The sequence below is a fragment of the Arthrobacter sp. LAR12-1-1.1 genome (genome assembly GCF_040676555.1).
In the GTDB taxonomy this organism is placed as follows: domain Bacteria; phylum Actinomycetota; class Actinomycetes; order Actinomycetales; family Micrococcaceae; genus Arthrobacter.
In genome coordinates, this window is record NZ_JBEGIG010000003.1 from 47,537 (window position 1) to 62,200 (window position 14,664).

12 protein-coding genes and 2 tRNA genes are annotated in these 14,664 nt (G+C 66.4%); 3 read left to right on the forward strand and 11 right to left on the reverse strand.

Annotated features, from left to right (window positions below; genetic code table 11):
* Positions 1-40: 40 nt before the first annotated feature.
* Positions 41-1,102, forward strand: coding sequence for an endonuclease/exonuclease/phosphatase family protein (locus MRBLAR12_RS04815; RefSeq protein ID WP_364743961.1), 1,062 nt, complete (start codon positions 41-43; stop codon positions 1,100-1,102).
* Here MRBLAR12_RS04815 and MRBLAR12_RS04820 read toward each other — a convergent pair.
* The 3 genes from MRBLAR12_RS04820 to MRBLAR12_RS04830 all read right to left on the reverse strand — a co-directional run bounded on the left by MRBLAR12_RS04820 (position 1,099) and on the right by MRBLAR12_RS04830 (position 3,538).
* The gene (locus MRBLAR12_RS04820) at positions 1,099-2,163 is read right to left on the reverse strand and encodes a glycerophosphodiester phosphodiesterase (RefSeq protein WP_229993376.1); all 1,065 of its coding nucleotides are present in this window, start codon (positions 2,161-2,163) and stop codon (positions 1,099-1,101) included. The two genes, MRBLAR12_RS04815 and MRBLAR12_RS04820, sit on opposite strands and share 4 nt — an antisense overlap.
* A 166-nt stretch (positions 2,164-2,329) precedes the next feature.
* A complete protein-coding gene (locus tag MRBLAR12_RS04825; RefSeq protein ID WP_229993377.1) occupies positions 2,330-3,121 on the reverse strand; it encodes an SDR family oxidoreductase in 792 nt (263 codons plus the stop codon).
* Between the two features lie 27 nt (positions 3,122-3,148).
* Positions 3,149-3,538: a DUF488 domain-containing protein gene (locus MRBLAR12_RS04830; RefSeq protein ID WP_229993378.1), complete on the reverse strand. Its 390-nt coding sequence runs from the start codon at positions 3,536-3,538 to the stop codon at positions 3,149-3,151.
* Positions 3,539-3,632: 94 nt separating this feature from the next.
* Here MRBLAR12_RS04830 and valS point away from each other — a divergent pair, with 94 nt between their 5' ends.
* Positions 3,633-6,251, forward strand: coding sequence for a valine--tRNA ligase (valS, locus tag MRBLAR12_RS04835; protein WP_229993379.1), 2,619 nt, complete (start codon positions 3,633-3,635; stop codon positions 6,249-6,251).
* Positions 6,252-6,352: 101 nt separating this feature from the next.
* On the opposite strand, the gene MRBLAR12_RS04840 is transcribed toward valS, so the two are convergent.
* The 8 genes from MRBLAR12_RS04840 to MRBLAR12_RS04875 all read right to left on the reverse strand — a co-directional run bounded on the left by MRBLAR12_RS04840 (position 6,353) and on the right by MRBLAR12_RS04875 (position 14,390).
* Entirely contained in the window at positions 6,353-6,646 is a 294-nt protein-coding gene (locus tag MRBLAR12_RS04840) for a putative quinol monooxygenase (RefSeq protein WP_364743966.1), read from the reverse strand.
* A gap of 154 nt (positions 6,647-6,800) precedes the next feature.
* Positions 6,801-8,720 carry a glycoside hydrolase family 15 protein gene (locus tag MRBLAR12_RS04845; protein ID WP_364743969.1) on the reverse strand — a complete coding sequence of 640 codons (1,920 nt, stop codon included), beginning with the start codon at positions 8,718-8,720 and terminating at the stop codon, positions 6,801-6,803.
* A 353-nt stretch (positions 8,721-9,073) separates the two neighbouring features.
* On the reverse strand, positions 9,074-9,679 hold the full coding sequence (locus MRBLAR12_RS04850; protein WP_364744040.1) for a DsbA family protein: 606 nt from the start codon (positions 9,677-9,679) through the stop codon (positions 9,074-9,076).
* 127 nt (positions 9,680-9,806) lie between these two features.
* Positions 9,807-11,087 (reverse strand): ATP-dependent Clp protease ATP-binding subunit ClpX, encoded by a 1,281-nt coding sequence (gene clpX / locus MRBLAR12_RS04855; RefSeq protein WP_229993382.1) that lies wholly within the window; start codon positions 11,085-11,087, stop codon positions 9,807-9,809.
* A 133-nt stretch (positions 11,088-11,220) separates the two neighbouring features.
* Positions 11,221-11,880, reverse strand: a complete 660-nt coding sequence (locus tag MRBLAR12_RS04860) for an ATP-dependent Clp protease proteolytic subunit (RefSeq protein WP_026266422.1) — start codon at positions 11,878-11,880, stop codon at positions 11,221-11,223.
* Positions 11,881-11,918: 38 nt separating this feature from the next.
* Positions 11,919-12,557 carry an ATP-dependent Clp protease proteolytic subunit gene (locus MRBLAR12_RS04865; RefSeq protein ID WP_229993399.1) on the reverse strand — a complete coding sequence of 213 codons (639 nt, stop codon included), beginning with the start codon at positions 12,555-12,557 and terminating at the stop codon, positions 11,919-11,921.
* Positions 12,558-12,855: 298 nt separating this feature from the next.
* The gene (tig, locus tag MRBLAR12_RS04870; RefSeq protein WP_229993383.1) at positions 12,856-14,247 is read right to left on the reverse strand and encodes a trigger factor; all 1,392 of its coding nucleotides are present in this window, start codon (positions 14,245-14,247) and stop codon (positions 12,856-12,858) included.
* Positions 14,248-14,315: 68 nt separating this feature from the next.
* Positions 14,316-14,390, reverse strand: a tRNA-Pro gene (locus MRBLAR12_RS04875).
* A gap of 131 nt (positions 14,391-14,521) precedes the next feature.
* Between MRBLAR12_RS04875 and MRBLAR12_RS04880 the strand changes: the two genes are divergently transcribed.
* Positions 14,522-14,592 (forward strand) — tRNA-Gly (locus MRBLAR12_RS04880).
* The last annotated feature ends 72 nt before the right edge of the window (positions 14,593-14,664 follow it).

Genomic DNA, 14,664 nt, shown 5'->3' on the forward strand with positions numbered 1-14,664 from the left:
AGACTCGTGCCATGACCGTCCCGCCGCCTCGGGCCGACCCGTGAAGAGCCGCAGCTCAAGCCGCCGCTGGCACCTGTCCTCCGCCCTCTGCGCCGCGCCCGTGGTGGTGGTGTCCGTGTTCCGGGCGGTCCCGGCGCCGTGGCCGGCGCCTGTGGTCCAGCTCGTGGCCTTCACACCCTGGTTCGTGCTCCCCGCCGGCGCCGCCCTCCTGCTGGCGTTGCCGGCACGGCGTCCCTGGGCGGCCCTCCCGGCCGGTGCCCTCCTGGCCCTCCAGCTGCTCTGGCTGTTCCCGCCGGACCGGGTGGCGGACCGGTTCCTGGCCCGGCAGGCCGATCCGCCGCATGGAGAGCAACAGAGCACAGGGCAGGAACAGGCCGCGACACGCCCGCCGGCGGCGGAACTGAAGGTCATGACCCTCAACGCCTGGAAGGGCCAGGCGGACGCCGCGGAGGTGGTTCGGCTGGTGCGGGAAAACGGCGTCTCGCTCCTTGCCGTCCAGGAACTCTCCCCGGCCCTGGAAAAACGGCTGGATGCTGAGGGGCTGGGCGCGCTGCTTCCGCACCGGATCAGCCGCTCGAGGGACGGCGCGGGCGGCGGAGCCGTGTACTCCTCCCGCCCGATCGTTCCGTTGGACTCCGTGGACGGTTCCGCCTTCCACACGCCCACGGTGCAGTTGGAGCTCGACGCCGGCGGCCGGCCGGTCTCCCTTGCCGTGACCAACGTGCACACCAAGGCTCCGGTCTGGGGCCGGGCCGGGCAGTGGCGGAGCGAATTGGCCGCCCTGGGCCGCCTTGCCGCCCGTCGGGGCAACCTGCTGCTGCTGGGCGACTTCAACGCCACCCTCGACCACGCCGAGTTCCGCCAGATGCTTCAGGGGCCGGAGGGGGCCGGGCCTGGCGGCCCCCTCGTCGACGCCGGGGCAGCGGCCCTGGCCCGCCTGGTTCCGACCTGGCCCATGGATGGCCCCCCGCTGCCGGGCGTGGTGATCGACCACATCGTGACTGGCCCGCAGGTTCGCAGCGGCGGCTATTCCGTGCTGCCGGTAGCCGGGACGGACCACGCGGCGGTTCTGGCCACGCTGTCCGTCCCGGCGGAGGACTAGCTGCGCGGCAGTTTCATGCCGGACTCGGCCATCACGTCCCGGAGCCGGTCCGGGTAATCCGTGATCAGCCCGTCCACACCCGCACCGATGAGCGCGCGCATGGTGGGCTTGTCATCAACGGTCCACGGAATGACCTGCATGCCTGCCGCGTGGGCGCGGCGGACCATGTCGGCGGTGGCATAGGGAACATAGCCCGGATCCGTCACGGCGCCGTTCTGCGGCGCGCCGTGCACCGGAGAGATGGCGTCGAAGCCAAGGGAGGAGGCCGCGGCGACAAGGTCACCGCCGAAGTCATCGGCGTCGATTCCGCCCAGCCACGGCGACTTGCCGGGCTGGCCCGCCTGGAGGAAGTCCTTGTTGGTCAGGGCCACAGTGCGGATCTGCGGATCGCGCTGCTGGACCAGGCGCAATGCACCCCAATCAAAGCTCTCAATCGAGACACGGCTCTGCATGTGGGCTGCCGTGATTTCGCGGAGAGCGACGTCGACGAACTGCTCGCGCGGTGCGGTTTCCTGCGGCGCGCCGGCCTCCACCTTGGTTTCGATGTTGAACTTCACCTGGCTGGCGCGGTAGGAGTCCGCCAACGCGAAGACCTCGGCCAGCGTGGGCATCTTTGCGCCCGGGGAGGCAACCTGGCCCGGGAACTGGGGAAGCGTGAGGCTGCCGCAGTCCAGGCTGCGGACCTGCGCGAACGTCAGGTCCCTGACGTACTTGCCGACGTAGGGGAACTGGGGGTCGTTCGGTGTGACAGGAGCCGTGTCCAGGCACTTCTGGCCGCTGATCTTGCGGTCGTGGGTGATGACCTCGTGGCCGTCCTTGGTGATCTGGAGGTCAAGCTCGAGGGTGGAGACGCCGGTCTCGATCCCCTTGGCGAAGGACGCCAGGGTTGACTCGACAGTCAGGCCGATGCCGCCGCGGTGGGCCTGGAGATCGAAGTGGTTGTCCTGGCCGTTGGCGTTGGTGTCGGCCGCGGGGGCCTGGACCGCGTTTGCCTGGGCCGAGGTGGCGAGCAGCAGGGCTGCGCTGAGTACGGCAGCGCCGAGCTTCGTCGGGGTTCGCATGGGAAAGTTCTCCACTCTGGTGGTGTGCAGTTGCACGGGCCACCCTGCCCCGCCGCGGCCAACTCCGGACCAGCGCAGCCTGACCGGCACACGACGCCACGGTGAACGGCCGGAGTCGCCGCCGGACGTCCCGGCCCACGCGGCTGGACCTAAGCCCAGACCTGCCCTACTGGCTCTTGCGGATCAGCTTGTAGTTGGCCGCCTGGGCCACCGGGCGGATCACGATCTGGTCCAGGTTGATGTGGTGCGGCGCCACGACGGCGTAGCGGACCACATCGGCGACGTCGGCGGCCGTCAGTGGCTTCTCGACTCCCGCGTAGACCTTGGCTGCCGCGTCCTGGTCGCCGAGGCGGTTGAGGGCGAACTCCTCGGTCTGCACCAGGCCGGGGGCCACCTCGATCACGCGGAGGTTGTGCTCGGCCTCTTCGAGCCGCAGGGCGCCGGTCAGGGCGTGCTGGGCGAACTTGGCCGCGTTGTAGCCGCCGCCGCCCTCGTAGGCCGAGAGCCCGGCGGTGGAGGTCAGGTTCAGCACGGTGCCCTCGCCGCAGGCACGCAGCATGGGCAGGAACGCGCGGATGAGCTTCATGCTGCCCAGCACGTTGACCTGGAACATCCATTCCCAGTCCTCGGTCTTGGCTCCGGCAACCTTGTCGGCGCCGCGGGCACCGCCGGCGATGTTGATCAACGTGTCGATGCCGCCGGCCCGGGTCACCTCCTCGAGCAGCCGGGCCACATCGGCGTCGTCGGTCACGTCGGCGGGAAGCGCGATGGCACCGGTTTGGGCGGCGAGCGCCTCGAGCCGGTCGGCGCGGCGGGCGACGGCGAAGACGGTCCAGCCTTCCTTGCGGAGCGCACGCACCGTGGCGTCGCCGATTCCGGTGCTGGCGCCGGTGACTACTGCTGCTTTGGCTGCTGTTGCGTTGACTTCTTTTGCGCTGTTGTCTATTCCCTCAGTCATGGCACCACCCTAACGGCAACGCCGGGCTCATTTCCTACTGTTGCTGCTGTGCTCCAGGAACTCCTGCAGCACCCGGGCATGGTTGGTCTCCGGGTCCCGTGCACCGAACAGCAGCGTCACTTTCCCGTGCTCCGCCGCGAGTCCGTAGAGCGTCTGCACGGCGGGGTTGGTTTCCAGCTCCGCCTCGTAGGCCGCCCGGAAGTCCGCGAACCGTTCCTGCATGTGCCCGAACTCCTTGCGCAGCGGCGGGGACGGTGCCACGTCCTTGAGCCAGAGCTCCAGGTGGGCCCGTTCCTTGCTGACTCCCCGCGGCCAGAGCCGGTCCACCAGGACCCGGCAGCCGTCGTCGTCGGAGGGGTCATCATAGATGCGCTTGATCGCAAATCTGGCCCCAGATTTCTCCATAGTGCTGGACATTAGTGCAGTGGATTGCCCTCGCATAGTGCGGTTCATTGCAGTGGACTGCCGCGATTAGGTGAAACGGACTGAAAAGAACTGCAAGAATTGACCCATGGCTGAAGACAATCAGGGTACAGACACGCCCACCACCGCCCCCATCAACGTTCCGGACAAGCCCGCCCTGGAGGGGCTGGAAGAGGCGCTCACGCAGCGCTGGCTTGACGAAGGGACCTACAAGTTCAACCCGGACACCACCCGGGAGCAGGTCTACTCGATCGACACTCCCCCGCCCACGGCGTCGGGATCCCTTCACGTCGGACACATGTTCTCGTACACGCAGACCGACGTCCTGGCGCGCTACCAGCGCATGACCGGCAAGAACGTGTTCTACCCCATGGGCTGGGACGACAACGGCCTGCCCACGGAGCGCCGCGTGCAGAACTACTACGGCGTGCGCTGCGACCCCACCGTCACGTACGACGCCGGCTACCGCCCCCCGGCCGAGCCGGCCAAGAACCAGCGCGACTTCGACGTCATCTCGCGCCGGAACTTCATCGAGCTGTGCGAAGAGCTCGCGGTCGAGGACGAGAAGGTCTTCGAGCACCTCTTCCGGACCCTCGGCCTGTCCGTGGACTGGGACCTGACCTACCGGACCATCGATGACAAGTCCCGCGCGATCTCGCAGCGGGCCTTCCTGGCCAATCTGGCCGCCGGCGACGCCTACATGGCCGAGGCGCCTACGCTGTGGGATGTCACGTTCCGCACCGCGGTGGCCCAGGCCGAACTTGAGGACCGCGAAGTCGCGGGCGCCTACTACCGCTACCCGTTCTTCACCGAAGACGGCGAGAAGATTTACATCGAGACCACCCGCCCCGAGCTGCTGGCCGCCTGCGCCGCGCTCGTGGCGAACCCCGACGACGAGCGCTACAAGCCGCTGTTCGGCAAGAAGGTCACCTCCCCCCTGTTCGGCGTCGAGGTAGAGGTCAAGGCCCACCCGCTCGCCAAGGCGGACAAGGGCTCCGGCGCCGCCATGGTCTGCACCTTCGGCGACCTCACCGACGTCACCTGGTGGCGCGAACTGCAGCTGCCCACCCGCGCCATCGTGGGCCGCGACGGCCGCATCATCGGCGAGACCCCGGACTGGATCACCACCGAAGAAGGCCGCGCCAACTTCGCGGCTATCGCCGGCAAGACGGTGTTCAGCGCCAAGGAAGGCGTGGTGGAGCTCCTGGCCGCCGCGGAACTGCTCGACGGCGAGCCCAAGAAGATCATGCACCCCGTGAACTTCTTCGAGAAGGGCGACAAGCCCCTCGAGGTCGTCACCTCACGCCAGTGGTACATCCGCAACGGCGGCCGCGACGAGGACCGCCGCGAACGGCTGATCGGCCGCGGCAACGAGATCGAGTTCCACCCCGCCTTCATGCGCTCCCGCTACGAGAACTGGATCTCGGGGCTCAACGGCGACTGGCTCGTGTCCCGCCAGCGCTTCTTCGGCGTGCCGGTACCGGTCTGGTACCCCCTGGATGCCGACGGCAACCCCGAATACGACGCCCCGATCGTCCCGTCCGACGCGCAGCTCCCCGTGGATCCCGCGGCGGACGCCGCCCCGGGCTACGAAGAAGCCCGGCGCGATGTGCCGGGCGGCTTCACCGGCGACGCTGACGTCCTCGACACCTGGGCCACGTCCTCGCTGACGCCGCAGATCGTGGGCGGCTGGAGCACCGACGAGGCACTGTTCGCCAAGGTCTACCCCTTCGACGTGCGCCCGCAGGGGCACGACATCATCCGGACCTGGCTCTTCTCCTCCGCCGTCCGCGCCGATGCGCTGCAAAACACGGCGCCGTGGAAGCACGCGGCCATCTCCGGCTGGATCCTGGACCCGGACCGGAAGAAGATGTCCAAGTCCAAGGGCAACGTCATCGTGCCCACCGATGTCCTCGAGGAGTACGGCTCGGACGCGGTGCGCTACTGGGCGGCATCGGCCAAACTCGGCGCGGACACCGCCTACGAAATCGCGCAGATGAAGATCGGCCGCCGCCTGGCCATCAAACTGCTCAACGCCTCCAAGTTTGTCCTGAACCTCGGTGCCACCGAGGACTCCGTCGTTTCCGGCGACGTGTCCGTGCTGAGCAACCCGCTGGACCGGGCCGTCCTGGCCCAGCTCGCCGATGTTGTCGCCCAGGCCACCAAGGCGTTCGAGGGCTACGACTACGCCCGGGCCCTGCAGATCACGGAGAGTTTCTTCTGGAACTTCACGGACGACTACGTGGAGCTCATCAAGGACCGTGCCTATGGTGCGGCCGGCGAGGAGCAGCAGGCGTCCGTGCTGGCCGCGCTGGCGACAAGCCTGGACACCCTCCTGCGGCTCTTCGCGCCGTTCCTTCCGTTCGCCACGGAGGAGGTCTGGAGCTGGTGGCGCACCGGTTCCGTGCACCGCGCCCAGTGGCCGTCCGCCGTCGCGGTCGACGGCGACACGACCCTCCTGGCCACGGTCGGCACCGCGCTCAGCGGCATCCGCAAGGCCAAGTCCGAGGCGAAGGTCAAGCAGCGCACCGAGGTGCTGTCAGCGACGATCACGGCCTCGGAATCCCTCACGACGCAGCTGAAGGCCGGTCTCGGCGACCTCAAGGCCGCCGCCAACGCGCGCGAGCTGGCGCTGGTCGCCGGTGAGGGAGAACTCAGTGTGAGTGACGTCGTACTGGCTCCGGCCGAGCCGCCGGCCCAGGCGTAAGGCCTGCGGCCACATCGATACCGAGGAAGGGGGCCCTCGGCCCGGCCCAGGCCGGGCCGAGGGTTCTCTTTTGTTTACCAGGTCTTTGCCGTCCGGGCGCCTCAGATTTTGAAGGACGTCTCGAAGCGCGTCAGCACCGGCGGAGCGGCCAGGAGCTCTCCCAGCCCGCTCGCGCCGTCGCCGGCCCGCCAGGTGCGGTAGGCCTCGTCGTGCTCCAGCGACGCCCACTGTTCCACCACGAGAACGTGCGCCGGATCCGTGCTGTCAACCAGCACATCGACGCCGAGGCAGCCGTCAAACGCCCGGGTAGCGGAAAGGATGTCGCGGAGCACGGCCGCGGCCGTGGACACGGCTTCGGTTTTGAAGTTCAGGTCAAAATGGGCGGTGATGGGCATGGTGCTCCAATGATCGGGGTGGGCTCAGGACACAGGACGCCGCCAGGCGGGATGCTTCACATCACGGCACCCGGACCGCTGCCTGCCAACAGAGGCAACACCGTTGCCACAGGGCTTGTTCCTTCGGTCCCGATCCGCCGGCCGGCTTCCGCTGCTAGACGCCGGATTCCCGGCTGTGCCGTTCCGCTTCGCTGATCGCCCAGGCCGCGTTGACGAGGCCGATGTGGCTGAACGCCTGCGGGAAGTTGCCCAGCAGCTCGCTGCTGTCCGGGGCGACCTCTTCGGCCATCAGGCCCAGGTCGGTGGCAAACGCGGCCGCCCGTTCGAAGACAGCCCGGGCGTGTTGGGTGCGTCCGGCCAGGGCCAGGGCGTGCGCCAGCCAGAAGGTGCACAGCAGGAACGTGCCCTCTTCCCCTGCCATGCCGTCGTCGGCGAGGTAGCGGTACACGAGGCCGCGGGGGTCCGTGAGCCGCTCCTCGATAGCCTCAATCGTGGCGATCATGCCGGGATCGTCCGCCGGCAGGAATCCCACGATGGCGAGCATCAGGGCAGAAGCATCGAGATCGTCGGATCCGTAGGCCTGGGTGTAGGCGTTCGCTGCTTCGCTCCATCCCTCAGTGCGGATGGACGCCGCGATCGCGTCCCGCGCCTCGGTCCAGTGCGGAACTTTTTCTGTTGACTGCAGGATGCCGGCGAGGGAGATGGCGCGGTCCACGGCAACCCAGCACATGAGCTTGGAGTGCAGGTAGTGGCGCCGCTCCCCGCGGACTTCCCAGATGCCGTGATCGGTGGACTTCCAGCGCGCGGCGGCAGTGTCCGCGGCGTCGGCAAGGAACTTCCGTGTCTCCGGTGCCAGTTCCGCGAGGTATTCCGGCAAGGTGGCGGCGGCGTCGAGAAGTTCGCCGTAAACGTCGAGTTGGCGCTGGTTCCAGGCGCCGTTGCCCACCCGGACCGGGGTGCTGGCGCGCCACCCCGGCAGGTGGCCGAGCGCGCGTTCGGGGAGTTCACGTTCCCCGCCGATGCCGAACATGATCTGCAGTTCCTCGCCTCCGGCCAGCTGGCTGGCCGCCGCGGTGGCCAGGAATTGGAAGAACTTCCCGGCCTCGTCCGGGCAGGCCGCCACCCAGAGGGCCTGCAGGGTCATGCTGGCGTCCCGGATCCAGCTGTAGCGGTAGTCCCAGTTGCGCGTGCCGCCGGCCACCTCCGGCAGCGACGTGGTCGGGGCGGCGACGATCGCGCCACTCGGGTAGTAGCTCAGCGCCTGCAGGACCCTTCCGCTGCCGGCCACGAGCTCCTGCCAGGGGCCGCGGTAGTTCTGGTGCATCCCGGACCAGCTGGTCCAGCCCTGCACGCTGTCCTCGAGCCTGCGCCCAATCTCATCCTGGCTCCAGAACACGGGGGCACCGTGCCCGCCGGGATGGAAGTCTCCGGACCCGGAGTGGTGGGCCCGGGAGTGGAGGGCAAAGCCTGCAACGTCGCCGGCGCGGAGGCTCAGTCGTGCGTGCACTGTGTCGGTGCCGGCGTCGGTGCTGGTGTCGGCGCCGGCGCCGGTGCTGGTGTCGGTGCCCGGCCGGAACGCCGCCGGGGTCGAGACCGACAGGACCACATCCCCCGCGCGGATGAGGAGACCGCCGTCGGCCGCGGTGAGAAGTGGCCTCGCGAGGCCGTAGTCGGGTCGGGCGCACAGGACGATGTCGACGTCGACGGAACCCTGCGTGCAGGACACCTGGCGCAGGAGGGTGCCCGGGGAGTCCGCCCCGAGCTCGTGGCCGCGCCGGCCGTCCCCGAGGGCGAGGGCATCTGTGACGGTCATGCACCCGCCGGCGGTGATGTGGGTGGTTTCCAGGACCAGCGTGGGTCCGAGGTAGCGCCTTGTCGAGGTGTGGGCGCCGGCGGGCCGGATCGACCAGAATCCCGCGTCCGGGCCGAGGAGCCGGCCGAACACGGAGGGGCTGTCAAAGCGGGGGAAGCAAAGCCAGTCCACAGAACCCGCCGCGCTGACCAGAGCACCGGAGCGGCAGTCGGACAGGAGTGCGTAGTCCGCGATTGGTTCACCGCTCTGGAAACTGCTCATGGGGCACACTCTGGCCAGTTTTTGGGCAAAGGGGAAGCCCCATCAGCGTTTAGCCGTTGGTGGGGCTTCGACTTTTCGATTGTCACGTGACGTCTTAGACAATCTGGCGGGATCCTTAGACTTTCAGGTCTTCCTACCTCGTCACTGGTAGCCATCATCTGACTTTGCCGAAGGCTGCGTCGGATGAGTGTCACTGAATCTTTGGTTCCTGCGTCCCTCTTCTTTCGAAGTGGGTAAGTTCTATTGTTGTCCCCCCGTCTGGCATACACAAGAGCCCCGGCAGAACTACATCGGAGTAGTTCTGCCGGGGCTCCTGGCAGGCCGGGCAGAGTACCGGCGCGGTGTCTTCAGGCCTAGTTGAAGACCGGGCTTTCGGTCCGGCTGCGCTTGATTTCGAAGAAGTAGGGGAAGGAAGCCAGGGTCACGGTGGCGTCCCAGATCCGTCCGGCTTCCTCGCCGCGCGGGATGCGGGTCAGGACCGGGCCGAAGAAGGCCGTGCCGTTGAAGGCGACGACGGGCGTGCCCACGTCCTGTCCGACCAGGGAGATGCCTGCCTCATGGCTGGTGCGGAGCTGCGCATCGAATTCGTCGCTCTGGCCGGCGGCCGCAAGCTCGGCCGGCAGTCCCGCCTCGGCCAGCGACTTGGCGATGACCTCGTCGACATCCTTGTTGCCCTCGTTGTGGATCTTGGTGCCCATGGAGTCGTAGAGCGGCTTGATGTACTGCGCGCCATGCTGTTCAGCGGCGGCAGTGATGACGCGGACGGGAGCCCACGCCTTCTTCATGAACTCCCTGTACTGCTCGGGCAGCTCCTCGCGGCCCTCATTGAGCACGGCGAGGCTCATCACATGCCACTCGGTCTTGATGTCACGGACTTCTTCCACTTCGCCGATCCAGCGGGAGGTAACCCAGGCGAACGGGCACATCGGGTCGAACCAGAAGTCGGCTTTGTTGGTCATGGTTTCAGGCACAGGTGTTCTCCTTAAGGAAGTCTGGGGGATGCGCTGAGGCAGATCACCTACACGGCGCGCCAAGGATCATAGCGACCGGTACGGGTTGTTTATTCCCGTGCTGGCCTGGTCCGGATCAGGCGGACTTGCGGCGCTTGACGTCGTGGGCGATCATCGTGGGCGCTGCCTTCTTGGTCACGACCTCTTCCGTGATTACGACGCTCGCGACGTCGTCACGGCTGGGGAGGTCGAACATGACCGGGAGCAGCACTTCCTCCATGATGGCGCGGAGCCCTCGGGCTCCGGTGCCGCGCTCCAGCGCCTGGTCGGCAATGGTGTTCAGGGCCTCGTCCTCGAAGATGAGCTCGACGCCGTCGAGCTGGAACATCTTCTGGTACTGCTTGACGAGGGCATTCTTCGGCGTGGACAGGATCTGGATGAGCGCGGCGCGGTCCAGGTTCGAGACGGTCGTGATGACGGGCAGCCGGCCGATGAATTCCGGGATCAGCCCGAACTTGAGCAGGTCTTCCGGCATGACCTCGCCGTAGGAATCCGTGGTGTTCTTGACCTCGTTGAGCGGGGCGCCGAAGCCGATGCCCTTGCGTCCGGAACGCGAACCGATGATGTCCTCGAGCCCCGCGAAAGCTCCGGCCACGATGAACAGCACGTTGGTGGTGTCAATCTGGATGAATTCCTGGTGCGGGTGTTTGCGTCCGCCCTGCGGCGGGACCGAGGCCACAGTACCTTCGAGAATTTTCAGGAGCGCCTGCTGCACGCCCTCGCCCGAGACATCCCGGGTGATGGACGGGTTTTCGCTCTTGCGTGAGATCTTGTCGATCTCATCGATGTAGATAATGCCCTGCTCGGCCTTCTTGACGTCATAGTCGGCGGCCTGGATCAGCTTGAGGAGGATGTTCTCAACATCCTCACCGACGTAACCGGCCTCCGTCAGGGCCGTGGCGTCGGCCACGGCGAACGGGACGTTGAGGCGGCGGGCCAGGGTTTGGGCCAGGTAGGTCTTGCCGCAGCCGGTGGGGCCGATCAGCAGGATGTTGGACTTAGCGATCTCGACGTCGTCGTGGTGCACGCCGTCGGCGAGGCTGCCGCTCTTCGGCGCGTGGCCGGCCTGGATCCGCTTGTAGTGGTTGTACACCGCGACGGCAAGCGACCGCTTGGCGGGTTCCTGGCCAATCACATATTCCTGCAGGAAATCAAAGATCTCGCGGGGCTTGGGCAGCTCGAAACTGCCCAGGTCAGCTACTTCCGCGAGTTCTTCTTCGATGATCTCGTTGCAGAGTTCGATGCACTCGTCGCAGATGTAGACGCCGGGCCCGGCAATGAGCTTGCGGACCTGCTTCTGGCTCTTTCCGCAGAAAGAACACTTCAGCAGATCAGTGCTCTCGCCAATCCGAGCCATGTGTGAACCCCTTTAGTAGCTTGCTGCTGCCTGTGACATGTTCCACTCTAGGTCACTTTGGGCCTGTTGGGTGGAAAGCGGACGCCGGTGCGGCCAAGTGAAAGTGCCGCACCGGCGCGTCGCGAATTGCTGATTAGCGCGCGATTGCCTGGGGCTTGATCTTGCGGGAATCGAGGACCTGGTCAATTAGGCCGTACTGCATGGCCTCGGCGGCCGTGAGGATCTTGTCCCGCTCGATGTCGTTGTTGACCTGTTCCGGCGTTCGGCCGGAGTGCTTGGCCAGCGTGTCCTCAAGCCAGGACCGCATGCGCATGACCTCGGCGGCCTGGATCTCCAGGTCCGAGGCCTGCCCGCCCTGTCCGCCGGACAGTGAGGGCTGGTGGATCAGCACGCGGGCGTTCGGCAGCGCGAGGCGCTTGCCCGGCGTGCCGGCCGCGAGCAGCACGGCGGCGGCGCTGGCCGCCTGGCCGAGGCAGACGGTCTGGATCTCGGGCCGGATGTACGTCATGGTGTCGTAGATCGCGGTCATGGCGGTGAAGGAGCCGCCCGGGGAGTTGATGTAGAGCGTGATGTCGCGGTCCGGGTCCGTGGACTCGAGCACCAGCAGCTGGGCCATCACGTCGTCGGCCGAGGCGTCGTCGACCTGGACGCCGAGGAAGATGATGCGGTCCTCGAACAGCTTGGTGTACGGGTCCTGGCGCTTGAAGCCGTAGGGGGTGCGCTCTTCGAACTGGGGCAGCACGTAGCGGCTGCTCGGCAGGTTGCCGGCAGTCGAACCGAAGTTGTAGTTCATGTTCATTGCTCCTGAATTCATTGCTGTCTACCTGCCGGTCAGTTCTCGGTGGCTGTCGCAGCGCCGCCGGCGTTGCCGGAGCCATTGGCGTTGGTTCCGCCGCCGCCGGCCACGGATCCGGCGTGCGCCGCGATCTTGTCGAAGAAGCCGTATTCGAGGGCTTCCGGGGCCGTGAACCACTTGTCGCGGTCGTTGTCCTTGAGGATGGTGTCCACGCTCTGGCCGGTCTGGTCAGCGGTCAGCTCGGCCATGACCTTCTTCATGTGCAGGATCAGCTCGGCCTGGATCTTGATGTCCGACGCCGTGCCGCCGATGCCGCCGGAGGGCTGGTGCATGAGGATGCGGGCGTTGGGGGTGGCGTAGCGTTTGCCCTTGGTGCCGGAGGAGAGCAGGAACTGGCCCATGGACGCGGCGAGGCCGGTGGCAACCGTGACAACATCGTTCGGGATGAACTGCATGGTGTCGTAGATGGCCATGCCGGCGGTGACGGAGCCGCCGGGTGAGTTGATGTAAAGGTAGATGTCCCTTTCAGGATTTTCCGCCGAGAGCAGCAGCAGCTGGGAGCAGATCGCGTTGGCGTTATCGTCGCGGACCTCGGAGCCGAGCCAGATGATGCGCTCTTTCAGCAGGCGGTTGTAAATGTAGTTATCCTGGGCTGCCGGATCGACCGTGGCCATCCGGGGTGCCCCTGCTTGCTGTGACATATGTACTTACCTCTCGCTGGCGACGGTGACGCCATTGGACGACATCACTGAACTTTCCTACAGCGACACTAACCGTTTTCACGCCCGCTTTGTTCGCTGGCGCCGGGCTGTTCGCTGACGGCGCACGATTGCCGGGACCGCGCAAGCCGGGTCCCGGAGGCACGGCCTTCGCGGCGCTTAACTGGCTGCGTCAACAGGACACGGCCGGCAGGCGGGGGGCTTAAAACGAACGGCCCCCGGATCGGTGATCCGGGGGCCGTCAGCGGCAATGCTAGAACTTCACTGCTGCGGGGTCATCGCTCGGCGTGGCCTCGGTGGCTGCATCCTCTGCGGTTGCTTCCTCAACGGGCTCGGCGGCCGGGGCTGCCTCGTCGCCGGGGCGGACGAAATCGCTCAGGTCAACCTTGTTGCCCTCGGAGTCGGTAACCTCGGCCTGGCCCAATACGACGGCCAGTGCCTTGCGGCGGCGGACCTCGGAAACCATCATGGGAACCTGGCCGCTCTGATCGATGATCTGGGCGAACTGGTTCGGGTCCATGCCGTACTGGCTGGCGGTGGTGACGATGTAGTCGATCAGCTCGTTCTGGCTGACGTTGACTTCTTCCTTTTCGGCGATTGCGTCAAGGATGATCTCGTTCTGGAAGGCGCGCTCGGTGTTGGCCTTGACTTCGGCGCGGTGCTCCTCGGTGTCGTGCTCGCCTTCACCGTGGGCGTTTTCGGCGTTGAAGTGCTGCTCAAGCTGCTCTTCGACGATCGATGCCGGGACGGGAACCTCAACGAGCTCAACGAGCTTGTCCAGGACCTTGTCGCGGGCCTCGACGCCCTGGTCCACAACCTTGGACTCGGCGGCCTGCTTGGCGAGGTCCTCACGGAGTTCGGCCAGGGTGTCGAATTCGCTGGCGAGCTGGGCGAAGTCGTCGTCGGCGACGGGGAGTTCGCGCTCCTTGACGGCCTTGACGGTGACCTTGACCTGGGCGGACTCGCCGGCGTGCTCGCCGCCAACCAGCGTGGTGTCGAAGATGGCGTCCTCGTCGGCGCTGAGGCCGGTGACGGCCTCGTCGAGGCCTTCGAGCATGGTGCCGGCGCCAACCTGGTAGGACAGGCCGGAGGCGGAGTCAACGTCTGCGCCGTCGATCGAGGCTGCGATGTCGATCGTCAGGAAGTCGCCATCGGCGGCCGGACGGTCTACGGACTTCAGCGTGCCGAAGCGGCCGCGGAGCTCGTCCAGGGCCTTGTCGACGTCGGCGTCCGAAGACTCGGCGGCGGCGACCTCAACCTTGATGCCGGCGTAGTCAGGCAGCTCGATCTCGGGGCGGATGTCAACCTCGGCGTGGAACTTGAGCTCACCGTCGGTGGCGGACGGGTCCGGAACCTCGGTGATCTCGACCTCGGGACGGCTCAGGGGGCGGATGCCGGTTTCCTGCACGGCGGCCTGGTACCAGCCGTTGAGACCTTCGTTGATGGCCGTCTCCAGGACGTAGCCGCGGCCAACGCGCTGGTCAATGAGCTTGGAGGGGACCTTGCCCTTGCGGAAACCGGGGACCTGGATCTGCGAAGCAACAGTCTTGTATGCCTCTGCGATGCTGGGCTTCAATTCCTCAAAGGGGACCTCAACATTGAGCTTGACCCGCGTGGGGGTGAGGTTCTCGACAGCGCTCTTCACAGTCTAAGTACTCCTGGTTTGGGGGGTATGGGGTTCTGCATTGCCACGTGCTGGCAGTGCTTGCAGAGTCGGGGTGACAGGATTTGAACCTGCGACTTCCTGCTCCCAAAGCAGGCGCTCTAGCCAAGCTGAGCTACACCCCGTAAGTGCACAGAACAGTCTACGGTCATACACTGCCGATTTGCACATTTGACACCGGGGCCCTGAATTGGGTTTAGTTGTATCCGGCTTGCACAGCCGACCGGAAGTTATGCTGGAGTTCCAGCAAGTTCCCGGGGACGTAGCTTAATGGTAAAGCCTCAGTCTTCCAAACTGATTACGCGGGTTCGATTCCCGTCGTCCCCTCGGAAATATGACGAAAAAAGCCCCTCTGCGGAGGGGCTTTTTTCTTGCCCTCATGCATCTTTCATGCCCGAT

Bases quoted from the DNA above. Each gene is read 5' to 3' on its own strand.
- MRBLAR12_RS04820 (WP_229993376.1), bottom strand. From the start codon at position 2,163: ATGCGAACCCCGACGAAGCTCGGCGCTGCCGTACTCAGCGCAGCCCTG.
- MRBLAR12_RS04825 (WP_229993377.1), bottom strand. From the start codon at position 3,121: ATGACTGAGGGAATAGACAACAGCGCAAAAGAAGTCAACGCAACAGCA.
- MRBLAR12_RS04830 (WP_229993378.1), bottom strand. From the start codon at position 3,538: ATGTCCAGCACTATGGAGAAATCTGGGGCCAGATTTGCGATCAAGCGC.
- valS (WP_229993379.1), top strand. From the start codon at position 3,633: ATGGCTGAAGACAATCAGGGTACAGACACGCCCACCACCGCCCCCATC.
- MRBLAR12_RS04840 (WP_364743966.1), bottom strand. From the start codon at position 6,646: ATGCCCATCACCGCCCATTTTGACCTGAACTTCAAAACCGAAGCCGTG.
- MRBLAR12_RS04845 (WP_364743969.1), bottom strand. From the start codon at position 8,720: ATGAGCAGTTTCCAGAGCGGTGAACCAATCGCGGACTACGCACTCCTG.
- MRBLAR12_RS04850 (WP_364744040.1), bottom strand. From the start codon at position 9,679: ATGACCAACAAAGCCGACTTCTGGTTCGACCCGATGTGCCCGTTCGCC.
- clpX (WP_229993382.1), bottom strand. From the start codon at position 11,087: ATGGCTCGGATTGGCGAGAGCACTGATCTGCTGAAGTGTTCTTTCTGC.
- MRBLAR12_RS04860 (WP_026266422.1), bottom strand. From the start codon at position 11,880: ATGAACTACAACTTCGGTTCGACTGCCGGCAACCTGCCGAGCAGCCGC.
- MRBLAR12_RS04865 (WP_229993399.1), bottom strand. From the start codon at position 12,557: ATGGCCACGGTCGATCCGGCAGCCCAGGATAACTACATTTACAACCGC.